The organism is Pseudomonas fluorescens, assembly GCF_001648775.1.
GTDB lineage: Bacteria > Pseudomonadota > Gammaproteobacteria > Pseudomonadales > Pseudomonadaceae > Aquipseudomonas > Aquipseudomonas fluorescens_M.
This window is the reverse complement of the sequence record NZ_LVEJ01000025.1, coordinates 50,913-65,520: the sequence shown is the minus strand read 5'-3', so window position 1 is coordinate 65,520 and position 14,608 is coordinate 50,913. Positions and strand designations below refer to the sequence as shown.

Here is a 14,608-nt window from a genome sequence, read left to right as displayed (position 1 = left end):
CGCATTTTTTGATTTGCCCTAATTCGCCGCCTCCAACCAGACGGACGGTGCCTGCCCGAGGATCCGCCGGAACATCGTCGAGAACGCCGCCGGGCTCTCATAACCGAAGTCCAGCGCGATGCGCGTCACCGCTTCACCCGAGGCCAAACGCGCCAGCGCCAGGACCACACAGGCACGCTGACGCCATTGGCTGAAACTCAAACCGGTTTGTTGGCGAAAGAGTCTGTTGAAGGTACGCAAGCTTATGTGTAACTGGTCGGCCCACTGCTGTGGAGATTGATGGGCGTACGGCTGATGCAGAAAGTTCTGACACAGAGACAGGAGTTTTCCGTCAGTCGGTAGCGGGATGTGCAACGGCAGCGGCGCACTGCGCGTCAATTCATGCAGCAACAGATCGATCAACACGCCATCTCGCCCGTTAAGGTCATAGACCTGCGGCACTTCCACCGCCTCCATCAACAAATGCCGCATCAGCGGCGACACGCTGATCACTTGGCAGCGCTCCCCCAGATCCACCGCACTGGGTTCGATGTACAAGCTGCGAGTGCTGACCCCAAGCATCAATACCTCATGCGCCACCCCCGGCGGAATCCACACCGCCCGCTGCGGCGGCACCACCCAGTTGCCGTCATGGGTGCTGACCTGCATCACACCGGTCGCGCCGTACAACAACTGCGCCCGTCGATGTGTATGAAAAGGCAGCAGGTGACCGTGGGAATAATCCGTACCGATCGCCACCACCGCGCGCGGCGTGTCATCCAGCAGATTGATCGAAACATTGCGCATCAGGCGTTTCCTGGTGGTTGGCGTAAACGCAAACATTATTGGCTGACTTGCTGAAGCAGGCCAAGCCACGTCGCTCTATCGTCGACTGCTTTCCCTGACCGGACACCTCGACATGTTCTACTTACTACTAACCCTCTTCGGCTGCCTGACCGGCGTCACCGCCGTGCTGTTCGGCTTCGGCGGCGGCTTCGTCGTTGTGCCGCTGCTGTATCGCCTGCTCACCGCGAGCCACGGCGCCGACGACCCGATCAGTCAGTCAGCGATGCACATCGCCGTCGCCACCTCGACCTGCGTGATGATCGTCAACGCCCTGATCGCCACCGACAAACACCGCCGCGCCGGCAATCTCATCCGCCATTACCTGTGGCCTTTAGGAGGGTTTATCGGCGTGGGTGCGGTCGTGGGTGCAATAGCCGCGGTTTGGGTCAGCGGCGACGTGATTCGCTACGCGTTCATCGGCTACCTTGGCGTGACCATCGTCGATTGTCTGCTGCGACGCGGCTTTCTCACTCAGAGCCCAGACGTCATCCCACGCCGACTTGGCGCTACGGAAACTTCCGCAGGCGGTGTAGGCATCGGCGCCATCGCGACGTTTCTCGGTGTAGGAGGCAGCATCATGACCGTGCCGCTGTTGCGTCGTTGTGGCTTGAGCATGTCGCAAGCGACGTCCATGGCTAACCCGTTGAGCGTGCCGGTGGCATTGGCGGGGACGCTGACGTACATGGCGCTGGCCGGGTTCAGTCAGGCAGAGCTGGGGGCGTGGTTTGTCGGGTATGTGGATTTGCTGGCGTTTGCGGTGCTCACGGTTGGCTCGCTCATCGGGATTCGGTTGGCCGAGCCATGGATTGGGCGGATCCCGGATCGGGTGCATGCGCGTGTGTACATCGGGCTGTTGCTGATGGTGATGATCAGCATGTGCTTGAGTTAAAGGCGACAGCGCTCGATTCCCCCGCGCAACCTCGACATAATCCGCAGCTTCTTTTGGCGGGCAGTTGCTCGTTTATTCAAGGATGAAGTGATGTTCCGAGGATTGTTACGCCTTTTCGCTGTTCTTTTTCTGACGGGGTTGTTTGTCTCGACTGCAACGTGGGCCGACAACGGCGGGCAGGTGTACACCGGCACCTTGGGTAAAGCGGCCATCGTCCTCGAAATAAACACTCGCACTGGAGAGGGTCGTTACTTCTATAAGAAGTATCGCAAGGATCTGCCACTCGACGGTGCCCTGGACGGGGAAACACTGATGCTGGAAGAAGGTTCGCGGATGGAAGACTCGCGCCCGACCCTTCGTCTGCAGCCGACAACTCAAGGTTGGTATGGCGAGTGGACGAGTACCGCTGGGAAAATCCTGAAGGTCAAGTTAGAACCAGCCGTCATCCCCGATGTACCCGACGATGCCTTGCCCTTTTTCACCATCCTTCACGACAAGTATCCTTACGAATATCTGCGACTGCAGGGCGTCACCCTCAAAAAAGGCAAGACCGACACCTTCATGGGCTACACGCTGCAGTGGTGGACCGAGCCGAAGACAGACACTTCTCTGTTCGAAGTGGTGACCGGTTACTCCCTCGAAGAGCGTCGACGTATCAACCAACAATTGATGGCGCGTTTGTGGGGCGAAGTGTTGTCGTCTTATGGCTGTTCTGGAAGTTATGCGCAGTGGAGCCAGCCACTGTGGATGTCGCCCACAGTGATGAGTGTGCGGATTTCATCGGACTATTACTGTGGCGGTGCCTATCCGGATCAAAGCCACGACGCGCTCAACATCGATACCAAGACAGGCAAGCTTCTGACCCTTGATGATGTTTTGTGGGTGGGGCAGGGCAAGCCGTTGCACTACGAGGAATATGAAAATTTCGCCGCGGGCTCACCCAGCTCTTCGACAGCGTGGTCGAACTACCGCAACACTGAACTGGCACCTTGGTTGGTCGCACAGTTGCTGAAACTCTACCCAAACGAAATGACCGTCACCCCCGAGGGTGAAAACGATTGCGGCTACGACGAGGATTATCCCTGGCATTATCCGGGTTGGTACTTCACGGAACAGGGCATCAAGCTCGAGCCATCATTTGCCCACGTCGCGGCGGTCTGCGGATTCGTGGACTGGAGCGTTCTGCCGTACACAATCGTCAAACAACATCCGGGCGGGGTTGCACTGCAACTGCCTTGAGGTGGCGTTATCTTTCAAGCGCAGACTCTCGATTACCAGGCGTAACCCCGCCATAATCGCCGCGAATTTATCCGCGCCGGTCCTCCAATGCCGGCGCGGCCTCCGCCTCTTTCAAGGAACGATCAATGCTCAAGGGACTGATGCGCCTGGCAACCTGCGCTGCTGTGCTGTTCTCGCTGCTATCCACCGCGTACGCCGAAGACAACCGGCTGGTGTTCACCGGCACGTTGGGCAAAATGCCGATCGTTTTCGAAGTCGATATTAGTGACCCGGAGCAAGTCACCGGTCGCTACTTTTATGAGAAATTTCACCGCGATCTAGAGCTTAACGGCACCTATAAAAATGACGTCTTGCTGCTCACAGAGGGCAGTGATCGTATGGAGCCAGGCAAGCCGTTACCGACGCTGAAACTGCAACAGATTGATGGCGGCTGGAAGGGCGAATGGCAAAATCCGAAAGGCAAAAAGTTGCCCGTACTGGTCACTGATACGCCACTTCCCGAAGTGCCAGCGAATGCATTGCCCTACATCGCCAAGTTGCCCAAGAGCGAGCCTTACGAATACCTACGGCTTCAGGGACTGAAACTCAAACCCGGGAAAAAGCAGGACTTCATGGGCTACTCCCTGCAATGGTGGGAAGAGCCTGATACCAAGATGTCCATGTTCAGCATCGAATCCGGGATGCCACAAGAAGATCTGCAACGGGTTAACCAGCAATTGCTCGGGCGCTTGTGGGACGAGGCCATCAGTTATTACGGTTGCCAGTTGCGAGGTCGCGGTTACGCCGAATTCCTTCAGGACGTCACCCCGACATTTATCTCGCCCAGCGTCATCAGCCTGAACATTTCCACCAGCTACGACTGCGGCGGTGCGCACCCAGACTTCGGTGATTCACCGCTCAACATCGATGTGAAAACCGGCCATCCGTTGTCGCTCGAAGACGTACTCTGGGTGGGCGAGGGTCAGCCAATCCTTCATGCTGATCGTTACAGAGGCGGTGACAAACCTCTGACCGAGACCGAAGACGCAGCGCGCTCAAAGTATCAACGCGAAGTCTTCGGGCCGTGGCTGATCAAACAACTCACCGCGCTGTACCCGGATGAAATGAAGAAACCGGCAGGCGGAGATGAAGACAGTTGCGACTTCACCAATGAAGATAACTGGAGCTATTCCAACTGGCACTTCACCGAAAAAGGTTTGTACATCGGAGCGTACTTCGCCCGCATAGAACGAGCCTGCGATTCACCCGACTGGTCGATCCTGCCGTACTCACTCGTCAAACAACACCCCGGCGCCGTCAAACTGCAACTGCCCAAAAGCTAACCATCACTCCAGCCCCGGCGCTTCACGAATAATGAAGTGATCCAGGTTCTCGATATTGGCATTGAAGACCTCGAAAGGCTTTTCGGGGTTCTTCTTGCCGGGCACCTGCTTCAACTCCGGCGTCACCCCATAGAAGAAACAGAACAACGCCTTGTCGCTATCCACCGCGTGCTTGATCTCCTCCAGAAACGCCTTGCGCTTGCGGTAGTTGTCGATCAGCTTCTTGTTCAGATAAACACTTACCGGATACGGCTTCTTCTTATTGTCGTCGGGCTTCTTGAACCAGACCTTGTCCTCGAAATCGATACGAAAACTGGCACTGTGGAAGTCCTCGATCTTCTTGATCCGCCCCCAGTAAATCAGCCCCTTGTTGTCCGTCAGATACTCAATCTTCTTGAAGAACGAACTGTACGGCGCCGAATGCTCGCCGACCTTCAACGGCATCCGCTTGAGCAACTCCTTGTCCGCGAAGTTGGAAACAAAACACTCCACCGGATGCGCAAAAACACTGGTCTTGTCCGGCGCCGACTCACGACCCGCCGACTCTTTACCACTGTCCGCCGCCACCCGCATTGGATCATCGCGTAATACATCCGCCGCCCCCGCTGGCGCGACAGGCTTGCGCACATACTCACGCCGGGTCAGCAACAACTCTGATGGGAAGTGTTCCTCACGCCCGTCATCCACCTCGCCATCCGCCGTCTCAACACCAGACGCTGAAGCCTTCAAACTCACATACGGACAGCCCGCCACATGCTGCGTAGTGGGCAGATTCTTGAAGTGCGGCGTGCGCACGTAATTCACGTTCTTCGCGTTGAACGTACCCAACTCATTGGAAGCCTCGAACGCCGAACGACAGGCATCGTTGGGGCACTGGAACTGTTCCTTCGCGGAGTCAAACGCCACCGTCTCATCGAAATTGAGATCGCGAACATCATAGATCGACAACTTGTCGTCGAGGCTGAGGCAGTAGGCGAGATCGAATTTCATGGTGGGGCTCGGATCCTTGAGTGGGGGAGGGGTATTAATAGCGGGAGGTGGCGCGGGTTGCACTGATTGTTTTCAGGATGATGCGGGATTTGTGGGAGCCAGCCTGCTGGGGATTGGTGGCATCAACTCTGGCGGATTCCTTGTGAGGCTCACGTGCTTTACCCGTGATAGCAATGTGGGTACCGTTGTAGGAATAGTTTCCATAAGTCGTGAGCTATTTCCTACGATGAGCGCCGCTTTTTCAAGCGGTGAGATCACCAAAGGTTTTGGTTCAATCTCCACACATTCTGCTAACAGCAAGGAAAGCGCTTCGATGACTTCGCCTGCACTCAACCAAATTTTGTTCGGCCCTCCGGGAACTGGCAAAACATACGCGACCATCGAAGCCGCGCTGGAGATTCTGGATCCAGATTTTCTCCAGTCCAATAGAGACGACCGCGCAACCCTCAAAAAACGTTTTGATGAGCTAGCCGCAGACGGTCACGTCGAGTTTGTGACGTTTCATCAGAGCTTTAGCTACGAGGACTTTGTTGAGGGACTTCGAGCAGTGAGTGGTGACGATGGGCAACTTCGTTATGAAGTTGCCGACGGAGTGTTCAAAAACTTGTGCTCTGCTGCGAGTGCTGACTCCTCACGGGATCCATCTTCCGCTGCACAATTACTAGGCTCAACTTTTCGAGATTCCAACGCAGACGGCGCACTGTGCCAATGCTTTTCGAAAGGTGAGTCATTTGGCAGAGGCTACGTTGTCGAAAGTTCCTCTAATGATTTGCTAAGCTTAATAAAACCCAATGGGAAACAGCTTCCAATCGGGATGAGTATTCTCAATACCTTGGCTGAATATGTGCGTGCCGGCAGATTGACAATTGCTGATATTAATATCAAGTCGGTATTTGACAAGATTCCCGAGACGAAACTTGAGCCATATCTCGTTAACGGCTACAACAATATACTCCCTACTTTGGTCGAGCGTGTTTTGAGCAGGCCGCATAATGAAGTAAAGTCTATCGCGATGGCTCAGCATAATAGTGCCCGAGTGTTGATTGTTGATGAAATAAATCGTGGAAATATTTCGCGGATTTTTGGTGAGCTAATTACGCTCATTGAGCCGTCCAAGCGTCTGGGAGCGGAAGAGAGTCTTGAGATTACACTTCCTTATTCTAAAGAGAGATTCAGTGTTCCTGGTAATGTCTATCTAATAGGCACTATGAATACAACCGATCGATCCTTGGCAGGTTTAGACATCGCTTTGCGCAGACGTTTTACCTTCCGAGAAATGACGCCAAAACCAGAGTTATTGAAAAATGTTGTGGTGGAAGGTATCAACGTAGGTCAGCTTCTGGACGTGATGAATCAGCGGGTCGAACTACTTCTAGATCGGGATCATTGTCTGGGACATGCGTATTTCATGCCGCTAGAAAAAGACTCGACAGTGGAACGGCTGGGGCAGATCTTTCGCGAGCAGATCGTGCCGTTGCTGCAAGAGTATTTTTTCGAAGACTGGCAGCGTATTCAGTGGGTTCTCAATGATCATCGCAAGGCTTTTGAGAATTGTTTTATCCAACAGCCATCAATCAGTTCCAATTCTATTTTTGGCGATCAAGTGACACTGAATAGCAAGAATAACCATTGGAATATTAACGAGGACGCTTTTGCTCGTATTGAGTCTTTTTGGGGAGTCATCGATCACCAATCGATACCTCCTAAAATCCAGGAAGGTATCGAAGCAGAAAAAGACGATATTCTGGTTCGACAATTGGAGAGCGGGTCGATCGAGGTTTTGAAATCTGGGAAGATCGTTAGTCCATCTAAGCCCATTCTGCGTGAGCTTGCTGCAGCGCATGGGTTAACAACGCACCATGCAAGTGGTCGTGAATTCAATACTCGGCATCTGGGTGTAGCCGTAATCGGAGCATTGAAAGGTGAGAGGGTGTGAAATCCGTCATCACTGTGCGTGAGTACGCGAGGCTTACAACGGATGCAATTGCTGAACCCACGTTGGATCTCGCACAAGTATCGGTATCTGCTTTTGACTGGCTGTGCAATTTGAATGCTAATTTTAGTCGCGCGGGTGCGTCACTGATTCAGCTGGAAAACCGTTGTTTACTGATGCTCGATAACTTTGTCGGTGTGTTGGAAACACCTTGCGGGACAGTTATCGAAATACTTCCCAAACATTTTGAGAGTGAAGACTGCATCATTCAGAGCAGAGCGTTGCTTCGTCGGATGATTCAGTCATCACTGAAATTACCAACTCGGGAAGTCGGTGCGGCAGATCTACAGTATTTCGATGCGCCACTGAGTGAATGGATCATTAGCCAGTTTCTATTAGCTTTGGAACATTTAGTTAAACGAGGTTTGCGTTGTGACTATTTGCGTGTGGAGGAGGAGCAACGGTTCTTGCGTGGACAGTTGGATTTTGTCAAACAAATGCGCCAGCCACCCGGCCGTCAACATCGATTCAAAATTCGACATGATATCTATTCACCTGATCGTCCGGAGAATCGATTGCTCAAACTAGCGTTAGATCAAGTTTGCAAAGTTACAAAGGATTCAGGTAGCTGGCGTCTGGCACAGGAGCTAAGAAATGCTTTGTTAGAAATTCCTGCAAGTTGCGATGCTCGGCAGGATTTCAAGAAATGGAGTGGAGAACGGTTGATGGCTCACTACGTTCCAGTAAAACCATGGTGTGAACTGATTATTAATCAACATGTACCGTTGGCGGTTGCTGGCGAGTGGCATGGCATGAGCCTGTTATTTCCTATGGAAAAGCTGTTTGAACGCTATGTTGCTGCTAGCCTTCACGCTGATTTACTTCCAGATGCCCATCTTCAGTCTCAGGCCCAGAGCGAGTACATGTGTCAACACAAGGGAAGGAGCTTCTTCCAACTAAAGCCAGATCTAATAGTTGGCTCTCAACAAAAAAAATGGGTGCTAGATACAAAGTGGAAAAGGGTGAGCTCTTTTGCAGAAGGAAAAAACTACGATTTAAAACAATCCGATTTTTACCAATTGTTTGCGTATGGTCATAAATACCTTGGAGGCGACGGAGAGTTGATGCTGGTCTACCCAAGGCGTTCGGCGTTTGATGTGCCGCTAGAAGTATTTGAATTTGCTCCGCAACTTAAACTTTGGGTGTTGCCGTTTGATATGGAGCGTGGCGTACTAGTTGGCGCTCCTGAGGGGTTTCCACTTCATTCGATGGTGCATTCTGAAAACTCAGAACATTCAAATCACGCATTACAAAACACCACCCAATAAAAAAGCCCCGATAAAATCGGGGCTTTTTGCTTTCTCGACTCGCCGACTCAAACCGCAATCGTCAAATCATGCCGAGCGAGACTATTAGTCCCAGCTCAGCGCACCACCAGTCTGATACTCAATAACCCGAGTCTCAAAGAAATTCTTCTCTTTCTTCAAGTCCATAATCTCGCTCATCCAAGGGAACGGGTTAGTCGTCCCTGGATATTCCTCTTTCAAACCAATCTGCGACAAACGACGGTTAGCGATGAACTTCAGGTAATCCTCCATCATCGCCGCGTTCATACCCAACACCCCGCGAGGCATGGTGTCACGCGCGTATTCAATCTCCAGCTGCGTACCTTGCAGAATCATCTGGGTCGCTTCTTCCTTCATCTCAGCATCCCACAGGTGTGGGTTTTCGATTTTGATCTGGTTGATCACGTCGATGCCGAAGTTCAGGTGCATGGATTCGTCGCGCAGGATGTATTGGAACTGCTCGGCGACGCCGGTCATTTTGTTGCGGCGGCCCATGGAGAGGATTTGGGTGAAGCCGCAGTAGAAGAAGATGCCTTCCAGCACGCAGTAGTAGGCGATCAGGTTGCGCAGCAACTCTTTGTCGGTGTCCGGGGTGCCGGTTTCGAACTTCGGATCGGAGATCGAACGGGTGTACTTCAGGCCCCAGGCGGCTTTTTTAGCGACCGATGGGATCTCGTGGTACATGTTGAAGATTTCGCCTTCATCCATGGCCAGCGATTCGATGCAGTACTGGTAGGCGTGGGTGTGGATCGCCTCTTCGAAAGCCTGGCGCAGGATGTACTGGCGGCATTCCGGGTTGGTGATCAGGCGGTACACGGCCAGTACCAGGTTGTTGGCAACCAGGGAGTCGGCGGTGGAGAAGAAGCCGAGGTTGCGCATGACGATGCGACGCTCGTCGTCGGTCAGGCCTTCCGGGTCTTTCCAGAGGGCGATGTCGGCGGTCATGTTGACTTCTTGTGGCATCCAGTGGTTTGCGCAACCGTCCAGATACTTCTGCCAGGCCCAGTCGTACTTGAATGGCACGAGTTGGTTGAGGTCGGCGCGGCAGTTGATCATGCGCTTTTCGTCAACGGCGACACGGGCGGAGGCGCCTTCGAGTTCGGCGAGGCCTTCGGCAACGTCGAGGGAGTTCAGTGCAGCCTTGGCGCGGGCGACAGCGGCCGAGTCGTCGGCGGTCACGGCGCGGGCTTCGATCGCGGCGGCACCGCCAGCGTTGTCGAGGCGGTCCATGTTGGCTTCAGTAGCGTGGCCGGCGTTGGCGCCTTTCACTGCTGCTACTTCACTGTCTTCTTTGTCGAATTCGTCCCAGCTCAGCATGACGTGTCGTCTCCTGCGTGAGGGCCTGTCGCCCGTGTGAAACCTGATTGGTTGGTTTTTCACACGGTCGTACAGACCGCGTTGGATCTTAAGGAATCGTTTTTTGCAGCTATACGCAGGCAATAAAACAGAATTTTGTACGGGTTTCCGAGAGCCTCTGACGGGCGCAGATCACGTTGAACGCGACTGCGGGGCTTCAGAATGGCTTTGATCCCTGTAAGGGAATATTGCTGACCCGATTAGGGCGGCATTATAGGGAAAAAATTGTGCTCGTGGGGGAGGGCGAAAGCGCGCAGGGCGGTCGAGCGGGAGGGCGATTTGAGTCGGAGCGAGGGTTTACAGGGCTTTCGCCGATGTTGGCCCGTGAGAATTTTTTTTGATTAATTTTTTCGCCGGGCTTTGGTTGCTCAAGAAATGAGCAAAAAACCGCATTTTTCACTATATCTTGTGTTTTGCAACCCTTTTCAACGACTACAGACACAACTGAGCCCGACCGAAGTCGGGCTGGAATCGACCCTCAATGAAGCGCTGAGAGATCCAATTCGGTGCAGTCTGCAATCATTAATTGGTGCAACCGTTACCCATCACGCTGTAGCGCAGGATGTGACGCTGACCTTTGGAGTCGTCGTACTCCATTTTTGCCGGTACTACTTCGCAGACGTTGGGAATTTCACTCATCGATACGACGTTGGCGATGTCCAGGTGCGTGGAGTAAGTGTATTCCTCGATAACCGGTTGTTGCTGTGCGACATCAGTCGGGACCTCATCTGCCATGGCGGTTGCGCACAGACTGCTGAGGGCCAGAACCAATAAAGCTTTCATTTCAGATTTACCTTTTTGAGGTCGAGTGGGGTCACGCAACCTTTTTAGGATTGCGTGTGGAACTTCATCGTTTGCAGTTATTACTTGAGAGTTGGATTAACGGCCTTCGTGGGGGCTGTATCGTTGTTAATCGTGTTTGCCTTGTCGGCGAGGTGGATTTTAGGGAGGTGGGGTGGGGGTAAACAGAGCGGGTTTTGATAAACACCTTTGGCAGATTTGGTAACAATCCCTTGAGATGGGGATTGATAACCGGGTGTTTTGTCTGTGGGACCGAGTTGTCTGAATCGCTTGCAGGCAAGCTCCCACAGGGGTTGTGGGCTGTCTGAATAAGCGGCTCGGGGCCTGGGTGCGGGGTAGGTGGAGGATTTGTAGGGGCTTGTTACTACCATCGTCGAATGGTTCTATGGCCCCCGCCCCGTTACAACAGGGTCATACAAAAACAACTATTACACCGAGGTAGGAAAGATGAGTGCGGCTTCTCTGTATCCCGTTCGTCCCGAGGTTCTGGCTAACACGCTGACTGACGAGGCGACCTACAAAGCCATGTACCAGCAGTCGGTCGTCAACCCTGATGGCTTCTGGCGCGAGCAAGCTCAGCGTCTCGACTGGATCAAACCTTTCACCACGGTGAAACAGACTTCCTTCGACGATCACCATGTCGACATCAAGTGGTTTGCCGACGGCACCCTCAACGTTTCCTACAACTGCCTCGACCGCCATCTGGCCGAGCGCGGCGATCAAGTGGCGATCATCTGGGAAGGCGACGATCCTTCCGAAAGCCGCAACATCACTTATCGCGAACTGCACGAACAAGTGTGCAAACTGGCCAACGCCCTGCGTGGTCAGGACGTGCACCGCGGCGATGTGGTGACCATTTATATGCCGATGATTCCCGAAGCCGTGGTCGCCATGCTGGCCTGCACCCGGATCGGCGCGATTCACTCGGTGGTGTTCGGTGGCTTCTCGCCAGAAGCCCTGGCGGGTCGCATCATCGACTGCAAATCGAAAGTGGTGATCACTGCCGACGAGGGTATTCGCGCCGGCAAGAAGATTTCCCTCAAGGCCAACGTTGACGACGCGCTGACCAACCCGGAAACCAGCAGCATCCAGAAAGTCATTGTGTGCAAACGCACCGGTGGCGACATCAAGTGGAACCAGCATCGCGACATCTGGTACGAAGACCTGATGAAAGTGGCGGGCACTGTTTGCGCGCCGAAAGAGATGGGCGCGGAAGAAGCGCTGTTCATCCTTTATACCTCAGGCTCGACCGGCAAGCCGAAGGGCGTGCAGCACACCACCGGTGGTTACTTGCTGTATGCGGCAATGACCCACGAGCGCGTGTTCGACTACCGCCCGGGCGAAGTCTACTGGTGCACCGCCGACGTCGGCTGGGTCACCGGCCACAGCTACATCGTCTACGGCCCGCTGGCAAATGGCGCGACCACGCTGCTGTTCGAAGGCGTGCCGAACTATCCGGACATCACCCGGGTGGCGAAGATCGTCGACAAGCACAAGGTCAACATCCTCTACACCGCACCGACCGCGATCCGCGCGATGATGGCCTCGGGTCAGGCTGCTGTTGAAGGCGCGGATGGCAGTAGCCTGCGTCTGCTCGGTTCGGTCGGCGAGCCGATTAACCCGGAAGCGTGGGACTGGTACTACAAGAATGTCGGCAAGTCGCGTTGCCCGATCGTTGATACCTGGTGGCAGACCGAAACCGGCGGCAACATGATGAGCCCGTTGCCGGGTGCGCACGCGCTGAAGCCGGGTTCGGCGGCGCGTCCGTTCTTTGGTGTGGTGCCGGCGCTGGTCGACAACCTCGGGAACATCATCGAGGGCGAGGCTGAAGGCAATCTGGTGATTCTTGATTCGTGGCCAGGTCAGGCGCGCACGCTGTATGGCGATCACGATCGTTTCGTCGATACCTACTTCAAGACCTTCCGTGGCATGTATTTCACCGGTGACGGCGCACGTCGTGATGCCGATGGTTACTACTGGATCACCGGGCGTGTCGATGACGTGCTCAACGTGTCCGGCCACCGCATGGGTACGGCCGAGATCGAGAGCGCGATGGTTGCGCATCCGAAAGTCGCTGAGGCTGCTGTGGTGGGTGTGCCGCATGACATCAAGGGGCAGGGCATTTATGTTTATGTCACGTTGAAGAATGGCGAGGAGCCGACCGAGCAGCTGCGTCTGGAGTTGAAGAACTGGGTGCGTAAAGAGATCGGGCCGATTGCTTCGCCGGACGTTATCCAGTGGGCACCGGGGCTGCCGAAGACCCGTTCGGGCAAGATCATGCGCCGCATTCTGCGCAAGATTGCCACGGCGGAATACGATGGCTTGGGAGATATCTCGACCCTGGCGGATCCGGGTGTGGTGCAGCATTTGATTGATACGCACAAGACCATGAATGTTGCTTAAGTAGCAGGTCTGAGAAGAAGAAAGCCCTGTCCGGTGTATGCCGGGCGGGGCTTTTTTGTGTCTGGAGGTTTTGTGGTGGCTGGGCTGGCCTCTTCGCGAGCAGGCTCGCTCCCACAGTTTGACCGAGTACCTTCAGACAAAATGCAGATCTCTGTGGGAGCGAGCCTGCTCGCGAAGGCAATTTGTCAGACGCTGGTGTAGTCCGCTGTCGGAGCGCGGACTCACCCAACCAATAATTATCGATCTCCCCCGTAAGACATTTCCCACTGTTACCCGCCGCTTTCCACGTAACCGAATGTGTAACCGCCCGCCCCGGAGCGGGGCGAAGGGAAACGCATCGCCCCGTTTTAGAGCCTCGAAACCCCCGGTGAAAAATAAGACACAACGCTGCGCTTGCCGGATTAGAAGGGTTTGCGAATAATAGGCCCGCAATTTGCAGCATAGATCGGTTCACTGTCTTTCGCTCCTGCATGAAATTGCAGGGCTGTCAATGCGCCAAAGTCGCTTTCTCTGTGCATCTGTAATTAGTTGTCGCATTGAAGAAATATCGGCTTCCGGCCTGTCGTTAGAATGCCGATCACTCGCTCATCGTGGCTGACGTTGAAACCTCTGACGGTTTCAATGGGAAATTTCCCACCGATGCAGCAACCGATTTCCCGATTCACCCATTCGCATATTGGGCTGTCGCTCACTCTGCCGTTTTTGCCCTTTACCGATGGAGTCCCAAGATGAAGAAACTTGTGCTGCTTGGCGCCCTGGCACTGTCCGTGCTGTCGCTGAATGCCTTCGCTGACGAAAAACCTCTGAAGATCGGTATCGAAGCGGCTTACCCTCCGTTCGCCTCGAAAGCACCGGATGGCAGCATCGTCGGTTTCGACTACGACATCGGCAACGCTCTGTGCGAGCAGATGCAGGTCAAGTGCGTGTGGGTCGAGCAAGAGTTCGACGGTCTGATCCCGGCACTGAAAGTGCGCAAGATCGACGCGATCCTGTCGTCGATGTCGATCACTGAAGATCGCAAGAAGTCGGTCGACTTCACCAACAAGTACTACAACACCCCGGCACGTCTGGTCATGAAGCAAGGCAGCGTTGTCAGCGACAATCTGTCTGAGCTGAAAGGCAAGAACATCGGCGTGCAACGTGGTTCGATCCACGAACGTTTCGCCCGCGAAGTCCTCGCGCCACTGGGTGCCGAGATCAAGCCGTACGGCTCGCAGAACGAAATCTACCTCGACGTGGCCGCCGGTCGCCTCGACGGCACCGTGGCTGACGCCACCCTGCTGCAAGACGGCTTCCTCAACACCGACGCCGGCAAGGGCTTCGCGTTTGCTGGTCCTGCGTTCACCGACGTCAAATACTTCGGCGACGGCGTAGGCATCGCAGTCCGCAAGGGCGACGCTCTGAAAGACAAGATCAACGCAGCCATCGCGGCCATCCGCGAAAACGGCAAGTACAAGGCAATCCAGGACAAATACTTCGCCTTCGATATCTACGGCAAGTAAGA

General features: G+C 54.4%; 11 protein-coding genes. 7 read left to right on the top strand and 4 right to left on the bottom strand.

All coding sequences use genetic code 11. The features are described from left to right. Positions 1 to 18: 18 nt before the first annotated feature. Positions 19 to 786, bottom strand: a complete 768-nt coding sequence (locus tag A8O26_RS22685; RefSeq protein WP_064119954.1) for an AraC family transcriptional regulator — start codon at positions 784 to 786, stop codon at positions 19 to 21. Positions 787 to 898: 112 nt separating this feature from the next. Between A8O26_RS22685 and A8O26_RS22680 the strand changes: the two genes are divergently transcribed. From A8O26_RS22680 to A8O26_RS22670, 3 genes are all read left to right on the top strand, one after another. Continuing rightward, positions 899 to 1,714 (top strand): sulfite exporter TauE/SafE family protein, encoded by an 816-nt coding sequence (locus A8O26_RS22680; protein ID WP_064119953.1) that lies wholly within the window; start codon positions 899 to 901, stop codon positions 1,712 to 1,714. Between the two features lie 90 nt (positions 1,715 to 1,804). Continuing rightward, positions 1,805 to 2,953 (top strand): hypothetical protein, encoded by a 1,149-nt coding sequence (locus A8O26_RS22675; RefSeq protein ID WP_064119952.1) that lies wholly within the window; start codon positions 1,805 to 1,807, stop codon positions 2,951 to 2,953. 125 nt (positions 2,954 to 3,078) lie between these two features. Next, positions 3,079 to 4,275, top strand: a complete 1,197-nt coding sequence (locus A8O26_RS22670) for a hypothetical protein (protein ID WP_064119951.1) — start codon at positions 3,079 to 3,081, stop codon at positions 4,273 to 4,275. A 3-nt stretch (positions 4,276 to 4,278) separates the two neighbouring features. On the opposite strand, the gene A8O26_RS22665 is transcribed toward A8O26_RS22670, so the two are convergent. Then, positions 4,279 to 5,265: a hypothetical protein gene (locus A8O26_RS22665; RefSeq protein ID WP_064119950.1), complete on the bottom strand. Its 987-nt coding sequence runs from the start codon at positions 5,263 to 5,265 to the stop codon at positions 4,279 to 4,281. Positions 5,266 to 5,578: 313 nt separating this feature from the next. On the opposite strand from A8O26_RS22665, the gene A8O26_RS22660 reads away from it, so the two are divergent. Beyond that, positions 5,579 to 7,201: an McrB family protein gene (locus A8O26_RS22660; RefSeq protein ID WP_064119949.1), complete on the top strand. Its 1,623-nt coding sequence runs from the start codon at positions 5,579 to 5,581 to the stop codon at positions 7,199 to 7,201. Continuing rightward, positions 7,198 to 8,526 (top strand): McrC family protein, encoded by a 1,329-nt coding sequence (locus tag A8O26_RS22655; protein ID WP_064119948.1) that lies wholly within the window; start codon positions 7,198 to 7,200, stop codon positions 8,524 to 8,526. The genes A8O26_RS22660 and A8O26_RS22655 overlap by 4 nt, the downstream gene beginning before the upstream one ends. Before the next feature lie 84 nt (positions 8,527 to 8,610). Here A8O26_RS22655 and A8O26_RS22650 read toward each other — a convergent pair whose 3' ends face one another. Both A8O26_RS22650 and A8O26_RS22645 read right to left on the bottom strand, forming a co-directional pair. Next, complete coding sequence (locus A8O26_RS22650) at positions 8,611 to 9,861, bottom strand: ribonucleotide-diphosphate reductase subunit beta (RefSeq protein ID WP_064119947.1); 1,251 nt, start codon at positions 9,859 to 9,861, stop codon at positions 8,611 to 8,613. 561 nt (positions 9,862 to 10,422) lie between these two features. Beyond that, on the bottom strand, positions 10,423 to 10,683 hold the full coding sequence (locus A8O26_RS22645) for a DUF2790 domain-containing protein (protein ID WP_008084846.1): 261 nt from the start codon (positions 10,681 to 10,683) through the stop codon (positions 10,423 to 10,425). A 465-nt stretch (positions 10,684 to 11,148) separates the two neighbouring features. Between A8O26_RS22645 and acs the strand changes: the two genes are divergently transcribed. Both acs and A8O26_RS22635 read left to right on the top strand, forming a co-directional pair. Next, positions 11,149 to 13,104 (top strand): acetate--CoA ligase, encoded by a 1,956-nt coding sequence (gene acs, locus A8O26_RS22640; protein WP_034153332.1) that lies wholly within the window; start codon positions 11,149 to 11,151, stop codon positions 13,102 to 13,104. Between the two features lie 728 nt (positions 13,105 to 13,832). Then, positions 13,833 to 14,606, top strand: a complete 774-nt coding sequence (locus tag A8O26_RS22635) for an ABC transporter substrate-binding protein (RefSeq protein WP_064119946.1) — start codon at positions 13,833 to 13,835, stop codon at positions 14,604 to 14,606. Positions 14,607 to 14,608 lie beyond the last annotated feature (2 nt).

Bases quoted from the DNA above. Each gene is read 5' to 3' on its own strand.
- A8O26_RS22635 (WP_064119946.1), top strand. From the start codon at position 13,833: ATGAAGAAACTTGTGCTGCTTGGCGCCCTGGCACTGTCCGTGCTGTCG.
- acs (WP_034153332.1), top strand. From the start codon at position 11,149: ATGAGTGCGGCTTCTCTGTATCCCGTTCGTCCCGAGGTTCTGGCTAAC.
- A8O26_RS22670 (WP_064119951.1), top strand. From the start codon at position 3,079: ATGCTCAAGGGACTGATGCGCCTGGCAACCTGCGCTGCTGTGCTGTTC.
- A8O26_RS22675 (WP_064119952.1), top strand. From the start codon at position 1,805: ATGTTCCGAGGATTGTTACGCCTTTTCGCTGTTCTTTTTCTGACGGGG.
- A8O26_RS22660 (WP_064119949.1), top strand. From the start codon at position 5,579: ATGACTTCGCCTGCACTCAACCAAATTTTGTTCGGCCCTCCGGGAACT.
- A8O26_RS22680 (WP_064119953.1), top strand. From the start codon at position 899: ATGTTCTACTTACTACTAACCCTCTTCGGCTGCCTGACCGGCGTCACC.
- A8O26_RS22645 (WP_008084846.1), bottom strand. From the start codon at position 10,683: ATGAAAGCTTTATTGGTTCTGGCCCTCAGCAGTCTGTGCGCAACCGCC.
- A8O26_RS22665 (WP_064119950.1), bottom strand. From the start codon at position 5,265: ATGAAATTCGATCTCGCCTACTGCCTCAGCCTCGACGACAAGTTGTCG.
- A8O26_RS22650 (WP_064119947.1), bottom strand. From the start codon at position 9,861: ATGCTGAGCTGGGACGAATTCGACAAAGAAGACAGTGAAGTAGCAGCA.
- A8O26_RS22685 (WP_064119954.1), bottom strand. From the start codon at position 786: ATGCGCAATGTTTCGATCAATCTGCTGGATGACACGCCGCGCGCGGTG.